Consider the following 17,552-nt stretch of genomic DNA (forward strand, 5'->3'; position numbering starts at 1 on the left):
CTTGGGTCCAGTCGTGGGCCCTAGTCTCGGGCCTTAGTCCTGGGCCTCGTGGCGCCGCTGTGCCTTGCGCACATACATCGCGCGGTCGGCCTCATCGAGGGCGCGCTCGACGTCCGAATGCGCGCCGAGAACCGCAACGCCGGCCGATGCACCGGCAACGACCTTGCTGCCGCGGAAGACAAAGGTCAGGCGGTCGATCACGCCTTCGAGCATTGCGGCCTTGGCCCTGGCGTCGGTCTCGCTGAGATTCCATAGCAGGATGGCAAACTCGTCACCGCCGAGCCGGCCGATCACGTCGGAGGCGCGCACCTCGCCCGACAGGGCTGTAACGATCGCCTTCAGCACCTCGTCGCCCGCAGCGTGCCCGAACGCATCGTTGATCGGCTTCAGACGATCGACATCGAGCACGATCAGCGCGCCCGAGGCATGGTAGCGCTTGATGAAGGCGATCGCGCGGACGAGCTCGCGCTCGAAACCGCGCCGGTTCAGGATATCGAGCAGGAAATCGGTTTCGGCATGGGCCTGCAGTTCCTCGATCCGGGCCTGGGCCCGCGCCAGTTGCGCCTTCAAGCGGCGAATTGTCGATTTATCGTCGGAGGCGACCGAGTCTCGCGAGGAAGCTGCGGTTCCGCTCCGGCCCGGGCCGACTTTGCGCGCGACCGCGGTGGTTTTCCGCCGTTTTGCTGCCCCGGCAGCGGTCGCGGTCGTCCTTTTCTTCATGCGCATCCTTGTTGAGGCTTGCTTATGAAGGCTTGCCGGGATTCACCAAGACAGGATAGTCCATTCTCACTCTCCTGCCACGCCTTGGATGACGCCCGGGCCGTCCCTATAATCGGTCCATGCGTTTGGTTTCCTGCACAGAATAGACGAAATGACCGCCCCGATCGCCATCATCATGGGAAGCCAATCCGATTGGGAGACCATGCGCCATGCCGCCGAGACTCTGGCAGCTCTCGGCGTCGCCTGCGAGACCCGGATCGTTTCCGCCCACCGCACCCCGGACAGGCTCTATGCCTTTGCCAAGGGGGCGAAGGCCGCCGGCCACAAGGTGATCATCGCCGGCGCCGGCGGCGCAGCCCACCTGCCCGGCATGACCGCGGCGCTCACGGAACTTCCGGTGTTCGGGGTTCCCATCGAATCGAAGGCGCTGTCCGGCGTCGATTCGCTCTATTCGATCGTGCAGATGCCGGCCGGGATTCCGGTCGGAACCCTCGCCATCGGCAAGGCCGGCGCGATCAATTCCGCCCTGCTCGCGGCGAGCGTGCTCGCCCTCAACGATCCCGCATTGGCAGGCCGGTTAGCGCAGTGGCGCCAACAGCAGACCGACGCGGTGAAGGACAATCCGGAGGCCTCGGCGTGACAGCTTCGACCGTAGTGAAGCTGAAGCCGGGCGACACCATTGGAATCCTCGGCGGCGGACAATTGGGCCGCATGCTCGCAATGGCGGCGGCACGCCTGGGGCTCAGGTGCCAGGTGTTTTCGCCGGACCCGGATTCCCCGGCCTTCGACGTGGTGCAGAGCGCGACCTGCGCGGAATATGCCGACGTCGAGGCGCTCGAACTGTTCGCCAACGACGTCAACGTCGTCACCTATGAATTCGAGAATGTGCCGGCTGCAACCGCGATGGTGCTCGCCGCACGGCGTCCGGTGCTGCCCGCGCACACGATTCTTGAAACCACGCAGGACCGGCTGATCGAGAAGGACTTCGTCAGCAGGCTCGGCATCGGTACCGCCGACTATGCCGACGTGTCCTCGGTCGGCACGATCCGCGCGGCGATCGAGCGCATCGGCCTGCCCGCCGTGATCAAGACCCGCCGCTTCGGCTATGACGGCAAGGGCCAGGCAATCATCCGCGCCGGCGACGATGTCGAGCAGATCTGGCAGGACCTCGGTACCAAGTCGGCGATCCTCGAAGCGTTCGTTCCGTTCGAACGCGAGATCTCGGTGATCGCGGCGCGCTCGGCCTCTGGCCAGGTCGAATGCTTCGACGTCACCGAGAACGAGCATCGCGATCATATTCTGAAGATCTCCCGCGCGCCCGCCGTCATTCCCGAACCGCTCGCCGCGCAGGCGCGCGCCATCGCCGAGAAAATCGCAACTGCGCTGGACTATGTCGGCGTGCTGGCAGTCGAAATGTTCGTGGTGCCCGGCAATGGTGCGCCGACGGTCCTGGTCAATGAGATCGCGCCGCGCGTGCACAACTCCGGCCACTGGACGCTCGACGGCGCCTCGATCTCGCAGTTTGAGCAGCACATCCGCGCGATCGCCGGTTGGCCGCTGGGCAAGCCGGTGCGTTACGGCGAGGTCACCATGACCAACCTGATCGGCGACGATATCCTGGACTACGAGCGGTGGCTCACTGTTCCGGGCGCAACTGTGCATCTCTATGGCAAGGGCGCACCGCGCCCCGGCCGCAAGATGGGCCATGTCACCCAGGTGGCCCCGGCCCGCAAGCCGTAAGTCACGGTCTGTCGCGGCGGCGCCCGGCAGACCAATGACGACAGACGAATGGAAATGGGATCGTGAGGATCACGATCCCATTTGTTGCTTGATCACGCGGTCTTCGCACCGGCGACGACACCGGTCGGCGCGTCGCTGACCCAGCGATAGATCACGCCGCCCAGCGCGCCGCCGATCAACGGCGCCACCCAGAACATCCAGAGCTGTGCGAGCGCCCAGCCTCCAACGAACAGTGCAGGTCCCGTGCTACGGGCCGGATTCACCGAGGTGTTGGTGACGGGAATGCTGACGAGATGGATCATCACCAGCGCAAGCCCGATCGCGAGCGGCGCAAAGCCCGCCGGCGCCTTGCCATGGGTCGCCCCCATGATGACGAACAGAAACATCATGGTCATCACCACTTCGGTGATGAAGCACACCACCATGCTGTACTGACCGGGCGAGTGCGCGTCATAGCCGTTCGATGCAAAGCCCTTGGCCACGTCGAACCCCGGCGCACCGCTCGCGATCACGTAAAGCAGTGCAGCGGCCACGATCGCGCCGACGACCTGGGCAATGATGTAGGGCAGGATCTGGCCGGTCGGAAAGCGCCCGCCTGCCGCCAGCCCGACCGTGACGGCTGGATTGAGATGACAGCCCGAGACATGCCCGATCGCGTAAGCCATGGTGACAACGCTCAGGCCGAACGCAAGCGACACACCGACAAGACCGATTCCGACCTGCGGAAAGCCGGCCGCAATCACCGCGCTGCCACAGCCTGCGAAAGTCAACCAGAACGTGCCGATGGCCTCGGCCGCATACTTCTTCATATCCATGTCGCATCTCCCCTATTTCCAATGTCCGGGTTTCAAAACGCCGGGAGCGGCCCCGATCTCGGCGCCAAATCACCCAAATCAGGGCCACACAGGGGCAGTTTCGCCGCATTTCGTGGCTTTACTAGGCCCGAAAGTCACTCCACCGGTGGACATCGACGCATTTGTCTGATACATGCGCCCCCCTAGGGTTAAGAGGCAGGCCTTTTGCCGCCCCTTGCTTTGCCAGAATTCCGAACCGATCAATTCAAAAGAGGATGCCGCGTGCAGGTTCTCGTCCGCGATAACAATGTTGACCAGGCTCTCAAGGCGCTGAAGAAGAAGATGCAGCGCGAGGGCATTTTCCGCGAGATGAAGCTCCGCGGTCACTACGAAAAGCCGTCCGAGAAGAAGGCCCGCGAAAAGGCCGAAGCCGTCCGCCGCGCCCGCAAGCTGGCGCGCAAGAAGCTGCAGCGCGAAGGCCTGCTGCCGATGAAGCCGAAACCGGTGTTTGGCGCGGGTCCGGGTGGCGACCGCGGTGGCCGTGGTGGCGCAGGCGGTGCTGGTCGCGGACCGCGCTGAGCCGTTTTACCGATCTGGATGTCTAGCAGCGCGGGCCTCGGGCCCGCGTTGTTGTTTTGCAGCAAGCGGCATTTCGGGTTAGAGCGTTTTCGAGCGAAGTGGATACCGGTTCGCGCGAAGAAAACGCGTCAAACAAGAATCTGGAGCTTGGGTTCTGATTCGATCAGAACCGAAGCTCCAGCAATGCAAAATCACCTGCAAGAGCATTTTGCACGATGGCTGTTCCGGCGCCCCGCCCCCGTTCCGGACCTCTGTGGCGCCATCGTGCGGCGCAATTGATCGCCCTTGCAATTGCGCTCGGCCTCCCTCTCGGGGGTTGCTCCATCGACTTGGGATCATGGGGCTCGGACGACAAACCGAAACCGTCAGCCGCTGCCGAGAAGCCGGCCGACACGATCACCGCACAGAATATCAGTGACGCCAAAGATCACGCGGCGCGCGGCCAGACGTTTGCACACTCCGGCAAGACCGACGAAGCGCTGACAGAGTTCGATCAGGCGCTGACGGCCGATCCCTACAACATCCAGGCTCTCTATGGCCGCGGCCTGATCTATCAGGGACAGGGCCAGCACCAGCAGGCGATCGACGATTTCACCGCCGCGAGCGGCCTGTCACCGCAAAAGGCCGAGCCGCTGCTCGGCCGTGCCACCAGCTATCTCGCGCTCGACAAGACCAAGCAAGCCGCCGCCGACGTCGACGAGGCCGTCCAGGCTGATCCCAACAGCGCGGCAGCGTGGAGCGTGCGCGGCCAAGTCTATGAGCGGCTGGGCGAGAAAGCCAAGGCAGCGGCGTCCTACAACCGCGCGCTCGCCCTGCGGCCAAAGGACGACAGCGCGCGCAACGGCCTGGCGCGCACCGGCGGCTAGAGCGCCTTTAAGCGGCTACTTCGGCAGAACCGCGTGGAACACCGACTTGGCGGCCGACAGCATGTCGTCGGCCACGGTGTGATCCTTCGGAGGCAGCGGCTCGGATGCTTCAGCACGCAGATCAAGCGGTGCGCGGGCGACCGGAATGTCGGCGGGCGGGGTCAGGCGATCGGTGTCGGATGCGTCGGCCGCATAGGGCGGCCGCGGCTGCGACGACTGATTGACCGATTGATCGGTCGGGCTGGAGACCATGATCGGCGGCGGCAGCGGCCGAATCGACGACGCAGGCGCGGGACGCTGCGCCTCGGGCAGCCGGGCCATATCGGCCGGGCGCGGCTCCTGGCGGACGGCCTCCTGCGTACGTGGCGGGCTCTCCTTGCGCAGCCGCTCGATCGCTGCACGGGCGAGATCGTTGGCGTCGCGGCCTTCGCCCGGCGCCGCTTCAGTTGCGGGAGCTGCCGGCGTGACCTTCGCCACCGCCTTCGGCGCCGCGTGGTGATGCGAGTCGGCAGGGATGCTCGCAGTCTCAGCCGGCGCATCGGCGGATTTCACGTCGGCTGATTTTTCGGCGGGCTTTTCGGTGACGGTGGCCTTCTCGGACGCCGACCGTTCGCTCAGCGTCCGCTCGGAGATGCCCTTGGCCTTCACGCCAGCTTCGGGGAGGCTGCTGACGACGGTTGGCTTCTCTGCGGGCTTGGCGACGACGGGCGTGGCAGTGGCATTGACCGCCGTCGTGGCCGGCGCTTCCGGCTTGGCGACGATGTAGTGGTTAACGATGTACGCCCCGATGATGGTCGCAGCCACCGAGGGAAAGATGTCCATCGCGAATTTCTTCAAGTAACTCAGCATGGCCCTGCCACTCCCCGCCCCGGATTTCATGCTGGAACTTTGAGGCACATTGAGGGATCAACTGCGTCGGATCGGTGGCAAACGCCTGTTCCGCCGTCACCTTTAGTGTCACTTCAGTTTCAGCCGGAGGCGGCTTCGCGCGCAAAATCGCAGCACCGCCTCCGTCTTCCAGATCATCGTGCAGCCGTTAACGCGCGATGAATTTCCACACCCGCCGACACCGATCTGCCATTCCGAAGTCGCAATTCGGCCGTGGACCGGCCGGCAGCGGTCCTCAGGGTTTGAGTTCGACCTCGAGGAACACGATCTCGCTGGCCGTCTCGTTGAGCACGTCGTGCTGGACGCCCGCCTTGCGGAAGTAAGACTTGCCGACGCCGAGCTGGGCCTTCGAGCGCTCGCCGTTCGGCGCCACGATCGTCATCTCGCCTGCAGTGATCGGCACGATGACGTAGTCCATCTCATGGGTGTGGGGACCGGTGGCACTGCCCGGCGCCAGCCGCCATTCGGTGACCCGCACCTCCGGCGTATCGACCTGAACGTCCGATGCAGCACTGAGCATGATAATTTCTCCACGTTGACGCGAATGCCGGATCCGCAATTAATGGAGAACAGGGGCTATTGGAAGCAAGGTCAAGAGCAGAAACAGCGGAACGAGAACGCTGGAGGCGATCAACAGGTAGCCGAAGAAGCTCGGCATCTTGATGCCGCGCTCCGTGGCGATCGCGGCGATCATGAAGTTCGGCGCGTTCCCGATATAGGTCAGGGCCCCCATGTACACCGCTCCCATCGAGATCGCGGACAGCGTGCCCGAGAGCGCATTCATCAGGTTGTCGACGTTGCCCCCGGCGAGCTTGAAGAACAGCAGATAGGTCGGCGCATTGTCGAGAAACGCCGACATCAGACCGGTGTACCAGAAATAGGCCACCTCCTTGGGGGTGCCGTTGGGCTCGGTGACCGCCGACAGCAGCCAGGCAAAGGCGCCATCCTTGCCGGCGTCTAGCATGGCCAGCACCGGGATGATGGCGACGAAGATCGCCGCGAACAGCTTCGCAACCTCGCGGATAGGCTCCCAGGTGAACCCGTTGGCTTCGCGGTGTTCGTCGCGCGTGAGCCAGAGCGACAACAGCGCGATCACGATCAGCATGGCGTCGCGCACGAGGTTCTGCAGTTCGAGATGAGTGCCGATGATGTCCACGGCGATTCCGGGCTTCCAGCTCGCCGACAGCAGGATGCAGCCCACGATCGCGGCAATCAGCGGGATGTTGAGCAGCCCCCGGACCCGGATCGGGGCAGACGAGGATCCGGTAAAGGCACCAGCCCGTTCGCCCCGGAAGCGCCAAGCGTCAATGACCACGAAAATCGCCAGCAGCGAACCGGCAACAATGAGCGTCTGCAGCCAGAGGCTTCGCGTGGTCCAGAAGAAATCCACCCCGTTCAGAAATCCGACGAACAGCGGCGGGTCGCCCAACGGGCTCAACGCACCGCCGACATTGGCCACGAGGATGATGAAGAAGATGACCACATGCCTGTTGTGAGGGCGAGCGAGGTTTGCGCGGATCAAGGGCCGGACCAGGATCATGCTTGCGCCGGTGGTGCCGACGATGCTCGCCATCGCCGTGCCCAGCGCCAGGATGACGGTGTTGCTGAGCGGCGTTCCCCTGATGTCGCCGCTGACGACGATGCCGCCCGCGACCGTATAGAGCGCGAACAGCAGCACGATGAAGCTCAGATATTCGGCGAGCAGCGCGTGGGTGACGGCAGCGAGCATCGCCGTGCCGCCGGCGAGCCACCAGATCGAGACGAGCGTCACGATGGACCAGGCGGCGGCGATCTTTCCGTAATGGTGATGCCATACCCTGGGGAACAGCAGCGGCCCCGTCGCGATCGAGAGCAGCAGGCCGACAAAGGGAAGCGCGAACGGCCAGCGCATCGCCGCGCCATCGAGCGTGGCGGCGTCCGCGGAATGTGGGAAGAACAGGAGCAGCAGGGCCGCTACCGGCAGATATCTCATCAGGCGAGCGCTACGGCACGAAGACCATGAATACGAACAGGGCAAACACAACCATGTGCACGAGCCCGAACAGGATGTTGGTGCGGCCAGTGCCGAAGGTGAGCATGCTGACCATGAAGGTGAGCAGCAGGATCAGCATATGTTGGTTGCTGAGCCCGAGCACGAGCTCCTTGTCTAGCATATAAGCGGCAACCGCCACGGCGGGAACGGTGAGGCCGATCGTCGCGATCGACGAGCCGAGCGCGAGATTGATGCTCTTCTGCAGATCGTTCTTGCGCGCTGCCGACACCGCCGCGACGCTCTCCGGCAGCAGGATCAGCAGCGCGACCACGACGCCGGCAAAGGCCGGCGGCGCCCCGATCTTCGCGGTGACGACGTCGACCACGAGGGAGAACTTCTTGGCCAGCAGCACGACCGAGAGGAGCGCCACCAGCAGCAGCACAATGCTGATCGCCAGCATGCGGTCCGATAACGCCGCGCCATGCTCGGCCGTCTCGTTGGCGCCGCTCACGAAATAGTCGCGATGGCGGATCATCTGGGTATAGAGGAACACCGCATAAAGCAGCACGGTGACGGTGCTCACGACCGCAAGCTGGGCGGTGGAATAGACCGGCCCGGGCGCGGTCAGCGTGAAGTTCGGCATGTCGAGGGTGATGGTCGCAAGCACGAACAGCACGCTAAGATACAGGTTCGCGCCGGTGATCTGAAAATCCTGCTCGCGATACCTGATGCCGCCGATGAAGATGCACAGCCCGACCAGGCCGTTGCAGACGATCATCACCACGGCGAACACGGTGTCGCGCGCCAACGTCGGAGCCGGCGTATCGCCGAGCATGATGGTCGCGATCAGCGCGACCTCGATGACGGTCACGGCGAGCGTCAGGAGCAGCGTGCCGTACGGTTCACCGATCCGCTCGGCGATCATCTCGGCGTGATGGACGGCCGCGAACACGGTGCCGAACAGAACCACGAGCAAGACGGCCGCGAACAGCCAGCCTGTGGCCGATGGCGCGAACACGTAACCCGACGCCGTGACTGCGGCAAACAACAGCGCCGCCAGGACGGGAAACAGCCAAGCCGACCGCGGCATCGGTCCGTGTGCGCTCATCTCGTCTGCCCCCTAATTCGACTGGACCCGATTATGCGACAGACAATCGCCGCCGTCAGCCTCCCGCAGTGTTGATAAACCGCCGAGCGGTCTCGATCGCACCGAAATCATCGAGGTTGTCATGTCCGCCGCCCGGGAAGCGGACAAACTGCTTGGGCTCGTGCGCGAGGCCGAACAGCCGCTCGCCGAAGCTGACCGGGATCACCGGGTCGTCCGCGCCGTGCATGATCAGAAGCGGCACGTTGACCCGAGCGATGCGCCGGTCGGAGTGGAACTGGTCCCGCATCAACGGGCAGACCGGGACGAAGCGAAACAGCGCGCCGGCGAGATCCGCCGTCGAGGTGTAAGGCGCCTCGAGGAGCAGCTTGCCGACCGGATGTTCGGCGGCCATCGCGACAGCCACGCCGGTCCCGAGCGAGAATCCCCAGGCCACGATTTGCTTTGCGCTGTAGCGCGCGGTCGTGAACGCATAGGCGGCCTCGGCATCCAGCAACAATCCGCGCTCGCTCGGCGTCCCGCTCGAGCCCGCATAGCCCCGATACGACAGCGCGACCAGCCCGGTGCCGTCAGCCGTGATGTCCTGGAAGCGCGTCACGCGGCGAGCCAGGAGGTCGGCATTGCCGGGAAAGAACAGGACGACGGGCCGGCCCGGCTTCGCCGGCACATGCCAGACGATGACCCGCTCGCCATCGGCCGTGGTCAGGAGATGCTCTTCGGCTTCAGGAAATCCCGCTGCATCCGGCGCGGTCCGCCCGGCCGGCGGAATCGGAAACAGCATGTCGCGTTGCTTGACGAACAACACGGCGACCCCGACGAGATAGACGACAACAGCGGCGATCAGCAGCCACCTCAGGGTCGTCATCACCAGCGCCATCCAGGTCGCCGTCGTCACGTCGGGCGTCGGAGCTTGAGCAGCCTCTCAACGTCGGACCTGATGCTCTCCGGCATAACACGGCACGCGCAAACCCGCGCATGCACCGCGCCCCAATTGATGCGCCCTTCGCGCGTGGCCCCGGGCGGCACGCGATGCAGTCGATGCCACGCCCGGTTCAGGGCCATCGGCGTCAGGCCATCGCCTTGACGATGTTCTCGGTGACCTTCTTGGCGTCGCCGAGCAACATCATGGTGTTGTCACGGTAGAACAGCGGATTGTCGATGCCGGCATAGCCAGACGCCAGCGAGCGCTTGATGAACATCACGGTGCCGGCCTTCCAGACCTGCAACACCGGCATGCCATAGATCGGCGAGCTCTTGTCCTCTTCCGCGGCGGGATTGGTGACGTCGTTGGCGCCGATGACGAAGGCGATATCGGCCTGGGCGAACTCCGAGTTGATGTCCTCGAGCTCGAACACCTCGTCATAGGGCACGTTGGCCTCGGCGAGCAGCACGTTCATGTGGCCCGGCATGCGGCCGGCAACCGGATGAATGGCATACTTCACCTCGACGCCTTCCTTCTTCAGGAGATCGGCCATTTCGCGCAGCGCGTGCTGGGCCTGCGCCACCGCCATGCCGTAGCCGGGCACGATGATGACCTTGGAGGCGTTCTTCATGATGAAGGCGGCGTCATCGGCCGAGCCCAGCTTGGCCGGCTTCTGCTCGCCGCCGCCGCCGCCGGCGGCCGCCGTCTCGCCGCCGAAGCCGCCGAGGATGACCGAGATGAACGAACGGTTCATCGCGTGGCACATGATGTAGGACAGGATCGCGCCCGAGGAGCCGACCAGCGCGCCGGTGATGATCAGCGCCGAGTTGCCGAGCGTGAAGCCGATGCCGGCCGCGGCCCAGCCGGAGTACGAGTTCAGCATCGAGATCACGACCGGCATGTCGGCGCCGCCGATCGGGATGATCATGAGCACGCCAAGCGCCAGCGCGAGGATGACGATCAGCCAGAAGTCGAGCGCGCTGCCCGACAGCACAAGCCCGACGATGAAGAACACCAGCGCCAGGGCGAGCACGATGTTGATGATGTGGCGGAACGGCAAGATGATCGGTGCGCCGCTCATCCGCGCCGAGAGCTTCAGGAACGCGATCACCGAGCCGGTGAAGGTCAAGGCGCCGATCGCGACGCCGAGCGACATTTCGACCAGGCTCTGCGGATGGATGTTGCCGGGCGTGCCGATGTCGAAGGCCTCAGGCGCATAGAACGCGCCGGCTGCGACCAGCACCGCGGCCATGCCGACCAGCGAGTGGAACGCGGCGACCAGCTCGGGCATCGAGGTCATCGGTACCCGGCGTGCGATCACGGCGCCGATGCCGCCGCCGATCGCGACCGCGAGGATGACGAGCAGCCAGGCGACGCCGTCGGCCGGCGGATGGCTCGCAAGCGTGGTGCCGACCGCGATCGCCATGCCGATCATGCCGAGCAGATTGCCCCGCCGCGAGCTGGCCGGGCTCGACAGGCCGCGCAGCGACAGGATGAACAGCACGCCTGCCACGAGATACAACAGTGCAGAGAGATTGGCGCTCATCTCAGGCCCCCAATTTTCCTCATCCCGAGGTGTTTGCGCTTACTTCGACTTCTTCTTGTACATCGCCAGCATGCGCTGGGTGACGAGGAAGCCCCCGAAGATGTTGATGCAGGCGAACACCAGCGCCACGAAACCGAAGCCGCGGGCCCAGCCCGAGCCGCTCGAGACCATGCCGACGCCCACCGCGAGCAACGCGCCGACCACGATCACCGACGAGATCGCGTTGGTCACGCTCATCAATGGCGTATGCAGTGCCGGCGTCACGGACCACACGACGAAATAGCCGACGAACACGGCGAGAACGAAAATCGACAGCCGGAACACGAAGGGATCGACGGCCTGCGCGAGATGCTCCATGGCTTGCTCTCCTTAACTCGGCTGGAAGCTGGGATGGATGACGGCGCCGTCTTTGGTCAGCGCGGTGGCCTTCACCAGCTCGTCATCCCAGTTGACCGCGAGCGCCTTGTTGGCCTTGTCGACCATGGTCTCGATGAACGAGAACAGGTTGCGCGCATAAAGGCTGGACGCCGAGGCTGCGACGCGGCCGGCGACATTGGTGTAGCCGACGATCTTGATGCCATCGAGATCGACTACCTCGCCAGCCTTGGCGCCCTCGACATTGCCGCCGCGCTCGACCGCGAGATCGACCAGTACCGAGCCCGGCTTCATCGACCTCACCATCTCGCTCGAAACCAGCTTCGGCGCGGGGCGGCCGGGGATCAGCGCGGTGGTGATGACGATATCCTGCTTCTTGATGTGCTCGGCGGTCAGCGCAGCCTGCTTGGCCTGGTACTCCTTGGACATCTCCTTGGCGTAGCCGCCGGCGGTCTGCGCGTTCTTGAACTCCTCGTCCTCGACGGCGAGGAATTTGGCACCCAGCGATTCCACCTGCTCCTTGGTGGCGGGGCGCACGTCGGTCGCGGTGACGACGGCCCCGAGCCGCCGGGCGGTCGCGATCGCCTGCAGGCCGGCAACGCCGACGCCCATCACGAACACCTTTGCGGCCGGAACAGTGCCGGCCGCGGTCATCATCATCGGAAAAGCACGGCCGAAGGCTTCGGCGCCCTCGATCACCGCCCGGTAGCCCGCGAGGTTGGCCTGAGAAGATAAAACGTCCATCACCTGCGCGCGGGTGATGCGCGGCATCAGTTCCATGGCGAAGGCCGCAATGCCGGCATCGGCCATCGTCTTGAGCGCGGCCTCGTTGCCGTAGGGGTCCATGATCGCGATGACGAGCGCGCCGCGCTTGTATTTGGAGAGTTCGGAGGCCTCCGGACGCTTCACCTTGATGACGATGTCGGCGTCCTTGACGGCGTCTGCGCTGACGGTGGCGCCGGCCGCGGTGAATTCCGAATCGGGCAAGCCGGACTTGATGCCCGCGCCGGGCTCGACCGCTATCTCGGCACCCAGCGCCTTGAACTTCTTGATGGTATCGGGCGACGCCGCAACCCGCGGCTCGGACGGATCAATTTCCTTGGCAACGGCAATCTTCATGGGCCCTCCGGCGGCGCGAGCGGCGCACGCGTCTTCAAACTAGCGTTATTTTCGCCAGATTGGATACCCGGTTTTTGCCACCGGGTTGGACAGGAAAGTGCTGCGCCGCCAAGGCCGGCAGCGCCGCAGCCGATCTAGGGGATTAGAGCAGGAAGTAGGCCATCAGGATGAGAATGATGGCGACGCTGATGGTGCCGTATTTGACCAGCATGAGGAAGCCCTCATAGGTCTGCTCATGCGCCAGGTAGTCGTTGCCGTCAGCGGTCGTGTACGCCACTTCGCTATGGTCTGCCATCCTTGTCCCCAGTCAGAAATTCGTTTCTCGCGAGCCATTACCGCAATCGCGGTGGCAGGGCAACGGCGCGGTCCCGATCGGGTCATTCGGAAGGCCAATTGTCCCGGATCCACCGGGCCAAACTGTCCTCGCTGACCTCGCCGGCCGCGAGGGAGAGGATCATCGACGTGGCGTGCGCCGGCTCCGGACTGAATCGAACGCTGTTCTTGTGAAGGAAGACCATCATTGTCATGAAGGCCATCCGTTTGTTGCCGTCGACGAAGGCGTGATTTTTCGCGAAGCCGAAGGCGTAGGCCGCCGCCAGCTCGGCCAAATCCGCTCGCTCATAACGCCATTTGTTGATGGGACGCTCAATGGCCGAGTGCAGCATCCCCCGATCGCGAAGGCCTGAAGCGCCGCCGAAGCGACGCAACTGACGGGCGTGCAGGGCAACGGCTTGGTCGACCGTGATCCAAAGCGGTTCATTCGGGTCGCTCATGCGAGAGACCCGTCACTTCGCGAGCGTCGCCAGCGTGTCGCGATATTTGTCCATGACCTCGTCGGCGATTTCCATGGTCCGCTCGAAGTCGGGATCATACGGAAGTGCCTGAAAACCTCCCCCCGGAAGCTCAGTGATGTGCAACTGCTGACCGCGCTTGAGGTCAAGCCGCTGCATCAATTCGCGAGGAAGCAGCAGCCCGTCGGAATTTCCGATCTTCTTGATTTCGATCTTCATGGCCGGAACTCATCTGCACGGCGATCGGGAACAGCGCACCATGCATTATACATCTGTATAACGCAGTTTCATCGTGCGTTCAACAGGTGTTTTACAATGAAGTTGATGGCCCGCCAACCGCTTCAGCCCATCGCCTCCAACTCGTCGATCATCCCGGCGATGACCGACAGACCGCCATCCCAGAACTTCGGGTCCTTGGCGTCGAGCCCGAATGGCTTGAGCAATTCGGAATAGTGCTTGGTGCCGCCGGCAGCGAGCATGTCGAGATAGCGCTCGGCGAAGCCTTCGGCGGCGTGCTCGTAGACCGCATAGAGCGAGTTCACCAGGCAGTCGCCGAAGGCATAGGCATAGACATAGAACGGCGAATGGATGAAGTGCGGGATGTACATCCAGAATGTCTCGTAGCCCGGCTTGATCTCAATGGCGGGCCCGAGGCTTTCGCCCTGCACGCTGAGCCAGAGCTGGCCGATCCGCTCGGCGGTGAGTTCGCCGTTCTTGCGCTCGGTGTGCACGGCGCGCTCGAAGGAATAGAACGCGATCTGCCGCACCACGGTGTTGATCATGTCCTCCACCTTGCCCGCCAGCAGCGCTTGGCGCTGTTTGGCGTTCTTGGTCTGGGACAGCAGCCGCTTGAAGGTCAGCATCTCCCCGAACACGCTCGCGGTCTCGGCCAGCGTCAGCGGCGTCGGCGCCATCAGCGCGCCGTTCTTCGCCGCCAGCACCTGGTGGACACCGTGGCCGAGCTCATGCGCGAGCGTCATCACGTCGCGCGGCTTGCCCTGATAGTTCATCAGCACATAGGGATGCGCCGACGGGGTGGTCGGATGCGAGAACGCGCCGGGCGCCTTGCCCGGTCGCACCGGCGCATCGATCCAGCGATCGGTGAAGAAGCGCTCCGCGATCTCGGCCATCCGGGGCGAGAAGCCGCGATAGGCCGACAGCACCATGTTGCGCGCCTCGGGCCAGGCGATCGTGCCTGATGCCGCGAACGGCAGCGGCGCATTGCGGTCCCAGTGCGCCAGCTTCTTCTTTCCGAACCAGCCCGCCTTCAAGGCGTAATAGCGATGCGACAGCTTCGGATAGGCCGCGCGCACGGAGGCGACCAGCGCGTCGACCACCTCGCGCTCGACCCGGTTGTTGAGATGGCGGGAATCCGCGACATCCTGGAAGCCGCGCCAGCGATCGGAGATCTCCTTGTCCTTGGCGAGCGTATTGGTGACCAGCGCGAAGGTGCGCTCGTTATCCTTGAAGGTCTTCGCCAGCGCCTGCGCCGCCGCCTTGCGCTTGTCGCCCACCTTGTCCTGCAACAGGTTCAGCGTCGGCTCGATCGCCAGCTCCTTGCCCGCGACCTTGAAGCGCAGGCTGGAGATGGTCTGGTCGAACAGCCGGTTCCAGGCCGCGTAGCCGCTCTGTGCCTTCTCGTGAAAGAGCTGCTCGACACGATCCTCGAGCTGATACGGCTTGTCCTTGCGCAGATCCTCGATCCACGGCCGGTAGTGGCCAAGCTCGGGCTCGGCCATCGCGCGCTCGATCACGTCATCGTCAACGCGATTGAGCTCGAGCGAGAAGAACAGCAGATGCACCGAGGCTGCCGTCAGCCGCTCGGACACGTCGCCGTAGAATTTCGAGATCGCGGGATCGACGCTGTCGCCGGCGTGCACGAGGCCGGCGTAAGAGCCGAGCCGGCCGGCGAGATCGTCGATCGCCTCGTAGCGCCTGATCGCCTCGGCGAGCCATTTGCCGCCGCCATCGCGAGCGGTATTTTCCGCGAGCTTGCCTTTGTAGTCGGTCTCAAACGCGACGCAATCTGCATCCATTCTGGTCAGGTCGCGCGCGACTTCCGGCGCGTCGATACCGGAGTAGAGATCTGCCAGATTCCATTCGGGCAGCTTGCCGGTCTTGTTGGCCGCCTTTTTCGTCGCCGGTTTTGCGGCGGCGGATTTGCGTTGGGCGGTCGGCTTGCGGAGTGCGGCTTCTTTGCGGAGAGCAGACTTGTTGGGAGCAGATTTGGAGCGCGAGGTCATCTTGTTCGAAACCCTACTTCAGTCGGAAAGACGGCGGCGGCAGCGGAATGAATGCGGGATGGCAACGTTTAAGAGTGCGTTAATCGGCATCGGCGACAGTGCCCCGATTCGAGACAGATAATCGTAGCGTGCGGGGAAAACCATGGCTGCCACCATTTTGATCGCCGATGACGACGCAGTACAGCGTCGTTTGGTTGAAAACATGGTGCAGAAGTGCGGCTATGAGCCTCTCGTGGTGGATAGCGGCGACGCGGCCGTGGCTGCACTCACCGCCCCCGAGGCCCGCGCGATCGACGCCGTGGTGCTCGATCTAGTGATGCCCGGGCTCGACGGCCTTGGAGTCCTCGCAAAGATTCGTGAAGCTGGTTTGAACGTCCCGGTCATCGTCCAGACTGCGCATGGCGGGATCGACAATGTGGTGTCTGCCATGCGTGCCGGCGCCCAGGATTTCGTCGTCAAGCCGGCCAGCTTCGAACGGCTGCAGGTCTCGTTGCGCAACGCGCTCAACGCCTCCGCGCTCAAGGGTGAATTGCAGCGCATCCGGCATAGCCGCGAGGGCCGGCTGACTTTCTCCGACATCATCACCCGCAGCGAAGCCATGACCGGCGTGCTGCGCACCGCCCAGAAGGCGGCGGCCTCGACCATTCCGGTGCTGATCGAGGGCGAATCCGGCGTCGGCAAGGAGCTGTTTGCACGCGCCATCCACGGCAGCAGCGAGCGCAAAGCGAAGCCGTTCGTCGCCGTGAATTGCGGCGCGATCCCGGACAACCTTGTTGAATCGATCCTGTTCGGCCACGAGAAGGGCGCCTTCACCGGCGCCACCGAGCGCCATCAGGGCAAGTTCGTCGAGGCCCATGGCGGCACGCTGTTTCTCGACGAGGTCGGCGAATTGCCGCTGGCCACCCAGGTGAAGCTGTTGCGCGCGCTGCAGGAAGGCACCGTCGAGGCGGTCGGCGGACGCAAGCCGGTCAAGGTCGACGTCCGCATCATCTCGGCGACCAATCGCAAGTTGCTCGACCTCGTGAAGGGCGGCCAGTTCCGCGAGGACCTGTTCTATCGGCTGCACGTCCTGCCGCTGACCATTCCGGCGCTGCGGCAGCGGCGCGAGGACATTCCGCATCTGTTACGGCATTTCCTGGCGCGCTTCTGCGCCGAGGAAAACCGCAGCATCACCGGCATCAGCGGCGAGGCGATGGCGCATCTGTCTCAGCTCGATTGGCCCGGCAACATCCGCCAGCTCGAGAACACGGTGTACCGCGCCGTGGTGATGAGCGACGGCGACCAACTCGGGCTCGCCGATTTCCCGCAGGCGACGGCGCATGCGGTGCCCGAGGGCAAGTTGTTGCAGGGCGAGCCGCTGGTCGTATCGCCCTCCACGGCGCCCGCGATGAATTCTGGTAACGAAATACCCATTATGCTGCCCGCCGCGGGCAACCTTTCGATGCTCAACGCCTCCGGCGATGTGCGTCCCCTGGAAGACCTCGAAAACGAAATCATCCGCTTCGCGATCTCGCACTATCGCGGGCAGATGTCGGAGGTTGCGCGCCGCCTCAAAATCGGCCGGTCGACTCTCTATCGCAAGCTCGACGACGCCGCGGCCGGCTCGCGCGCCACCGACGCCAACTAGGGTTTGTGGCCGCTTGGCTTTGTGGCCGTGCTGTGGCGCACGCAAATGGCCGCCCACGGGAACCTCTTGAACCGTGGCCTTGCGGTGACAGACAAACATCGGGCTGCGTGGCAAAAAACGCGCAGCCCGAATGAAATCAGGTGGTTCGGGGTCAGTTTGTCGTGAGTTGCCCCCGCATGGCGCTGGCTGCATGAGAGGGGCGTCTGTATCGTCTGCGTTGGTTGCGTGCAGGCGTTGCGAGTTGATTGAGAAGGCCGGCGCTTCC

19 protein-coding genes are annotated in these 17,552 nt (G+C 64.2%); 5 read left to right on the forward strand and 14 right to left on the reverse strand.

Annotated elements, in window-relative coordinates; all coding sequences use genetic code 11:
* Positions 1–33 precede the first annotated feature (33 nt).
* Positions 34–720, reverse strand: a complete 687-nt coding sequence (locus P6U30_RS33830; RefSeq protein WP_407167031.1) for a GGDEF domain-containing protein — start codon at positions 718–720, stop codon at positions 34–36.
* A gap of 151 nt (positions 721–871) precedes the next feature.
* Between P6U30_RS33830 and purE the strand changes: the two genes are divergently transcribed.
* Complete coding sequence (gene purE / locus P6U30_RS33835; protein WP_407167032.1) at positions 872–1,360, forward strand: 5-(carboxyamino)imidazole ribonucleotide mutase; 489 nt, start codon at positions 872–874, stop codon at positions 1,358–1,360.
* Positions 1,357–2,460: a 5-(carboxyamino)imidazole ribonucleotide synthase gene (locus tag P6U30_RS33840; protein WP_407167033.1), complete on the forward strand. Its 1,104-nt coding sequence runs from the start codon at positions 1,357–1,359 to the stop codon at positions 2,458–2,460. Before purE ends, P6U30_RS33840 begins: the two co-directional genes overlap by 4 nt.
* 92 nt (positions 2,461–2,552) lie before the next feature.
* Here the strand turns inward: P6U30_RS33840 and aqpZ are convergent, their stop codons facing one another.
* Entirely contained in the window at positions 2,553–3,275 is a 723-nt protein-coding gene (gene aqpZ / locus P6U30_RS33845; protein WP_407167034.1) for an aquaporin Z, read from the reverse strand.
* A 261-nt stretch (positions 3,276–3,536) separates the two neighbouring features.
* Here aqpZ and rpsU point away from each other — a divergent pair, with 261 nt between their 5' ends.
* A complete protein-coding gene (gene rpsU / locus P6U30_RS33850; RefSeq protein ID WP_407148814.1) occupies positions 3,537–3,833 on the forward strand; it encodes a 30S ribosomal protein S21 in 297 nt (98 codons plus the stop codon).
* Positions 3,834–4,162: 329 nt separating this feature from the next.
* Complete coding sequence (locus P6U30_RS33855; protein WP_407167035.1) at positions 4,163–4,699, forward strand: tetratricopeptide repeat protein; 537 nt, start codon at positions 4,163–4,165, stop codon at positions 4,697–4,699.
* A gap of 15 nt (positions 4,700–4,714) precedes the next feature.
* Here P6U30_RS33855 and P6U30_RS33860 read toward each other — a convergent pair whose 3' ends face one another.
* From P6U30_RS33860 to P6U30_RS33915, 12 genes are all read right to left on the reverse strand, one after another.
* On the reverse strand, positions 4,715–5,548 hold the full coding sequence (locus P6U30_RS33860) for a hypothetical protein (protein ID WP_407167036.1): 834 nt from the start codon (positions 5,546–5,548) through the stop codon (positions 4,715–4,717).
* Positions 5,549–5,822: 274 nt separating this feature from the next.
* Positions 5,823–6,107 (reverse strand): cupin domain-containing protein, encoded by a 285-nt coding sequence (locus tag P6U30_RS33865; protein ID WP_280975459.1) that lies wholly within the window; start codon positions 6,105–6,107, stop codon positions 5,823–5,825.
* Between the two features lie 39 nt (positions 6,108–6,146).
* Complete coding sequence (locus tag P6U30_RS33870; RefSeq protein WP_407170607.1) at positions 6,147–7,478, reverse strand: sodium:proton antiporter; 1,332 nt, start codon at positions 7,476–7,478, stop codon at positions 6,147–6,149.
* 91 nt (positions 7,479–7,569) lie between these two features.
* Complete coding sequence (locus P6U30_RS33875) at positions 7,570–8,667, reverse strand: calcium:proton antiporter (RefSeq protein WP_407167037.1); 1,098 nt, start codon at positions 8,665–8,667, stop codon at positions 7,570–7,572.
* Between the two features lie 55 nt (positions 8,668–8,722).
* Positions 8,723–9,529, reverse strand: a complete 807-nt coding sequence (locus P6U30_RS33880; protein ID WP_407170608.1) for an alpha/beta hydrolase — start codon at positions 9,527–9,529, stop codon at positions 8,723–8,725.
* 202 nt (positions 9,530–9,731) lie between these two features.
* Positions 9,732–11,132: an NAD(P)(+) transhydrogenase (Re/Si-specific) subunit beta gene (locus P6U30_RS33885; protein ID WP_407167038.1), complete on the reverse strand. Its 1,401-nt coding sequence runs from the start codon at positions 11,130–11,132 to the stop codon at positions 9,732–9,734.
* 39 nt (positions 11,133–11,171) lie between these two features.
* Complete coding sequence (locus tag P6U30_RS33890) at positions 11,172–11,489, reverse strand: proton-translocating transhydrogenase family protein (protein WP_407148820.1); 318 nt, start codon at positions 11,487–11,489, stop codon at positions 11,172–11,174.
* 12 nt (positions 11,490–11,501) lie between these two features.
* Positions 11,502–12,626, reverse strand: a complete 1,125-nt coding sequence (locus P6U30_RS33895; RefSeq protein WP_407167039.1) for a Re/Si-specific NAD(P)(+) transhydrogenase subunit alpha — start codon at positions 12,624–12,626, stop codon at positions 11,502–11,504.
* A 142-nt stretch (positions 12,627–12,768) separates the two neighbouring features.
* Entirely contained in the window at positions 12,769–12,921 is a 153-nt protein-coding gene (locus P6U30_RS33900) for an aa3-type cytochrome c oxidase subunit IV (protein ID WP_407148822.1), read from the reverse strand.
* 82 nt (positions 12,922–13,003) lie between these two features.
* The gene (locus tag P6U30_RS33905) at positions 13,004–13,399 is read right to left on the reverse strand and encodes a type II toxin-antitoxin system death-on-curing family toxin (protein WP_407167040.1); all 396 of its coding nucleotides are present in this window, start codon (positions 13,397–13,399) and stop codon (positions 13,004–13,006) included.
* Positions 13,400–13,411: 12 nt separating this feature from the next.
* Complete coding sequence (locus tag P6U30_RS33910) at positions 13,412–13,636, reverse strand: AbrB family transcriptional regulator (protein ID WP_407167041.1); 225 nt, start codon at positions 13,634–13,636, stop codon at positions 13,412–13,414.
* 122 nt (positions 13,637–13,758) lie between these two features.
* Positions 13,759–15,660: a M3 family oligoendopeptidase gene (locus P6U30_RS33915; RefSeq protein WP_407167042.1), complete on the reverse strand. Its 1,902-nt coding sequence runs from the start codon at positions 15,658–15,660 to the stop codon at positions 13,759–13,761.
* A 142-nt stretch (positions 15,661–15,802) separates the two neighbouring features.
* Between P6U30_RS33915 and P6U30_RS33920 the strand changes: the two genes are divergently transcribed.
* On the forward strand, positions 15,803–17,287 hold the full coding sequence (locus P6U30_RS33920; protein WP_407167043.1) for a sigma-54-dependent transcriptional regulator: 1,485 nt from the start codon (positions 15,803–15,805) through the stop codon (positions 17,285–17,287).
* Positions 17,288–17,552: the final 265 nt, after the last annotated feature.

It is taken from the genome of Bradyrhizobium sp. ORS 111, assembly GCF_045571485.1.
Lineage (GTDB): Bacteria > Pseudomonadota > Alphaproteobacteria > Rhizobiales > Xanthobacteraceae > Bradyrhizobium.

Coding starts and splice junctions, on each gene's coding strand:
- P6U30_RS33830 (WP_407167031.1), bottom strand. CDS start 720: ATGAAGAAAAGGACGACCGCGACCGCTGCCGGGGCAGCAAAACGGCGG.
- purE (WP_407167032.1), top strand. CDS start 872: ATGACCGCCCCGATCGCCATCATCATGGGAAGCCAATCCGATTGGGAG.
- aqpZ (WP_407167034.1), bottom strand. CDS start 3,275: ATGGATATGAAGAAGTATGCGGCCGAGGCCATCGGCACGTTCTGGTTG.
- P6U30_RS33860 (WP_407167036.1), bottom strand. CDS start 5,548: ATGCTGAGTTACTTGAAGAAATTCGCGATGGACATCTTTCCCTCGGTG.
- P6U30_RS33865 (WP_280975459.1), bottom strand. CDS start 6,107: ATGCTCAGTGCTGCATCGGACGTTCAGGTCGATACGCCGGAGGTGCGG.
- P6U30_RS33870 (WP_407170607.1), bottom strand. CDS start 7,478: ATGCGCTGGCCGTTCGCGCTTCCCTTTGTCGGCCTGCTGCTCTCGATC.
- P6U30_RS33875 (WP_407167037.1), bottom strand. CDS start 8,667: ATGAGCGCACACGGACCGATGCCGCGGTCGGCTTGGCTGTTTCCCGTC.
- P6U30_RS33880 (WP_407170608.1), bottom strand. CDS start 9,529: ATGACGACCCTGAGGTGGCTGCTGATCGCCGCTGTTGTCGTCTATCTC.
- P6U30_RS33885 (WP_407167038.1), bottom strand. CDS start 11,132: ATGAGCGCCAATCTCTCTGCACTGTTGTATCTCGTGGCAGGCGTGCTG.
- P6U30_RS33890 (WP_407148820.1), bottom strand. CDS start 11,489: ATGGAGCATCTCGCGCAGGCCGTCGATCCCTTCGTGTTCCGGCTGTCG.
- P6U30_RS33895 (WP_407167039.1), bottom strand. CDS start 12,626: ATGAAGATTGCCGTTGCCAAGGAAATTGATCCGTCCGAGCCGCGGGTT.
- P6U30_RS33900 (WP_407148822.1), bottom strand. CDS start 12,921: ATGGCAGACCATAGCGAAGTGGCGTACACGACCGCTGACGGCAACGAC.
- P6U30_RS33905 (WP_407167040.1), bottom strand. CDS start 13,399: ATGAGCGACCCGAATGAACCGCTTTGGATCACGGTCGACCAAGCCGTT.
- P6U30_RS33910 (WP_407167041.1), bottom strand. CDS start 13,636: ATGAAGATCGAAATCAAGAAGATCGGAAATTCCGACGGGCTGCTGCTT.
- P6U30_RS33915 (WP_407167042.1), bottom strand. CDS start 15,660: ATGACCTCGCGCTCCAAATCTGCTCCCAACAAGTCTGCTCTCCGCAAA.
- P6U30_RS33920 (WP_407167043.1), top strand. CDS start 15,803: ATGGCTGCCACCATTTTGATCGCCGATGACGACGCAGTACAGCGTCGT.